This is a genomic window from Skermanella sp. (assembly GCF_059503625.1).
Window position 1 is genome coordinate 1 of record NZ_JCACHA010000318.1, and the last position, 2,858, is coordinate 2,858.

Annotated in this window: 3 protein-coding genes; 2 read left to right on the plus strand and 1 reads right to left on the minus strand. The window is 60.6% G+C overall.

From position 1 onward, the window contains the following. Positions 1-77 precede the first annotated feature (77 nt). Positions 78-683, plus strand: a complete 606-nt coding sequence (locus AC5JJ6_RS07255) for a trehalose-6-phosphate synthase (protein ID WP_496041392.1) — start codon at positions 78-80, stop codon at positions 681-683. A 29-nt stretch (positions 684-712) separates the two neighbouring features. On the opposite strand, the gene AC5JJ6_RS07260 is transcribed toward AC5JJ6_RS07255, so the two are convergent. Beyond that, on the minus strand, positions 713-1,588 hold the full coding sequence (locus tag AC5JJ6_RS07260; protein ID WP_496041393.1) for an alpha/beta hydrolase family protein: 876 nt from the start codon (positions 1,586-1,588) through the stop codon (positions 713-715). Between the two features lie 721 nt (positions 1,589-2,309). On the opposite strand from AC5JJ6_RS07260, the gene AC5JJ6_RS07265 reads away from it, so the two are divergent. After that, a complete protein-coding gene (locus AC5JJ6_RS07265; protein ID WP_496041394.1) occupies positions 2,310-2,696 on the plus strand; it encodes an acyl-CoA thioesterase in 387 nt (128 codons plus the stop codon). Positions 2,697-2,858: the final 162 nt, after the last annotated feature.

Here is a 2,858-nt window from a genome sequence, read left to right on the forward strand (position 1 = left end):
GGTGGCGATCTGGTGGGGCCGGTAATCCTTGACCTGGCTGGTGTCGCGCACGATTGGCAGATCGGACGCCGGGCGGCATGGTCGCGGCTCTGAGCCGCAACGACGGCTTGTTGAACCTGGGCCACGAGCTGCTTGCCATCCACAAGGCTCAATCCAAGACCCCCGAGATCAGCCAGATCACCGGCACGGACGATCTCCAGCACGTCGACGCTCCGGTTCACTCCCTCAATCCCGGTTTCCACCAAACGCAGAACCCACCCCATCCCCATTCCCCAGCCGCCGACATGACCAGCCGGTCATACCCTGCTCAGCATAACTCCCCCAACTTTGCGGCAGTCCCGGCGGCGCTGGCGGGATTGTACCGAGCCGCGAAAGTGGGTCTCGTCACCTCACTGCGGGACGGCATGAACCTGGTGGCCAAGGAGTATGTCGCCGCCCAGGATCCCGAGGATCCAGGTGTGCTGGTCCTGTCGCAGTTTGCCGGGGCATCGCATGAGTTGGAGCAGGCGCTGATCGTGAACCCGTACGACGTCAGGGCCATCGGCGAGGCCGTGGATCAGGCATTGCACATGCCGCTTGCGGAGCGTCGCGAGCGATGGTGTAACATGATGGACGTACTGCGCCGCAACGACATAACCCACTGGCGCGAGCGCTTCGTAACTGCCCTGCAGCTGGCGACGTGATCAGCGAAGGGTTTTTCTAAAGAACAGGCTCAGCCAACCACCTGATCATGTCGTGTCAGGGTCCGCATCAGCCAGCGCAGCACTTCGATCTGCAAGGCGATCCGGTGGTCTGAGTAGCTATGATCGGTTGTGAAATGTGCGAGCGACAGTGTGTCACTTCCGATCTCCACGATCGCTCGCGCCAGTGCGTCGCTCCCTGCTGCGAACCCATCCTCGGAGGTAATGAGCAGGAGCGGCCGAGTGGCGAGCTGACCGGCGTGGTTCACGAGGCGCAATCGCTTAGCGCCCGTCCTGGCTTCTTCGGCCAAAGCCTCCGGTGACGTTCCGGACAGAATATGAAGCCCGTCGCTGGTACCGACATTGTCATCGACCACCGCCGCTGCGTGATCCTTGGGCAATGCACCGAAATCGGCTCCGAGATCAACGCCCGAAATGAGGCAGGCCGCCAGGATTTCTGGATCGTGGGCAGCAAGTTGGGCTGCAATGAAGCCGCCCATGCTGTGTCCTATGACGACAAGCTTGCGGGCGTCGATCCGTAAAGCTGCTTCTGCACCGCGTAACCAGTTTATGGCAGCCGCGCCGTCGTCCAGACAGTGCGTGAAGGAGAAGTTACCCGGCGTGCCCCACGATCCACGATAATGCAGCGTCAGGACGTTCCAGCCGGCTCGCCGGAGTGACTGGGCCAGGTCGAGGTTCTGCTCGTTGCCAGGGAGCCCGTGTAACAGCAGGATCGTTGGATGCAGACCTGCGCCTGCCGCGGTGTAGAGGACAGCGTTGAGGTTAACGCCGTGACTCGGAATGGCTTGGGCCAAGGTCTGAGCAGGCCATGCCGCGTCAGGCCGGGGGTCACGGATAAGAGCATCTGGCAGCTGGTCTGCGTCTGTGATGTCGCTATCCCCCGTCATGAGAGGCAACTATCAGAGCTGGCCGCGACGTGCCCCAGATCGGCCGATGTGTTGAGTGACCGTGACACGACGCCCGCCATGTTTCCTCCTGGGTCTTCTATTCAGAACCGCTAAGGGTTCCGCAGGTTCGTCGAAGAGCTTCCGCCGCCCTCTCGCCACAGGCTTTCGCCGGCTTGGGCCAATCGGCGACGCGCTCACGCAGAAGAAGGTGCTCCACCTCAGCCGGTAAAGCGGCTCCACGCCTTGAAGCATCGGAAACGTCATCCCGGCGCGAACGGTGGAACTCTCCATAGGTGCGGGAAGTCGGGCCAGCTTTGTGGATGCCTCACCTAATATGTGCATGACATCAGTCGCTACTGACATCAGGAGATGGAAGAGATGATCGCATAAACCGACTACGATTTCACGATCGTCAGGATTGAGCCCTTGGTCGTTCACCATTATGCTCTTTGACATCTGAATGGCGAAATAGCGCGCGCCGTGCCGCCGTCGAAGTGTCTCGGCCTGCCGGTTAACACTAGCACTTATGTCCCCTGACATCGCCGCTATCGCTGAACAGTCGTCGCTCATCAATGTTCCCGTTCGCGGAACAGAGGGTCGGGGCTATAAATCTGAGGCTTGGATCAGGGAAAATGCGAGCTCTTTGTGTGCCTTGATTGTTGGTCCGTGCCACAGGCGGGGCTTTCCCGTCGCCGATCAGCCACAGGCGAGGAGCATCACATTGGGCAACGAGTTTCCGAACCAGCCGGGTGGTGCTCATCTTCGAACGATCGCCATGCCACGCGATGCCAACGCCAGCGGCGACATCTTCGGGGGCTGGACTCTGTCGCAGATGGACCTGGCCGGTGGGACCTTCGCGGTCAACCACTCCGGCAAGCGTGTCGTCACCGTCCGCATCGACGCGGTTGAGTTTCTGACACCCGTCTACATCGGCGATGATGTCAGCGTCTTCTGCTGGCTGGAGGAGGAGGGCAATACCTCGGTCAAGGTCAGGATGGAGACGTGGGTCAGAGGCCGTGATGGCGCCAATCCGCACAAGGTCACTGAAGGTGTCTTCACCTATGTTGCCGTTGGCGACGATGGCAAGCCGCAACCGATCGGCAGCTGAGCACGGGAGCATGGCACTGCCGCAACTGCTTGGCCTGAGACCTGTTTGTTGACGGTTGCAATGGACGCGCACCGGGGCCGTTAGAAGTACCGATAACCACAAAAAAACAGCCGTAGAGCTTTAAGAAGGGGGATCATCCCGTGTCGGAGCAGAAAGGCCATC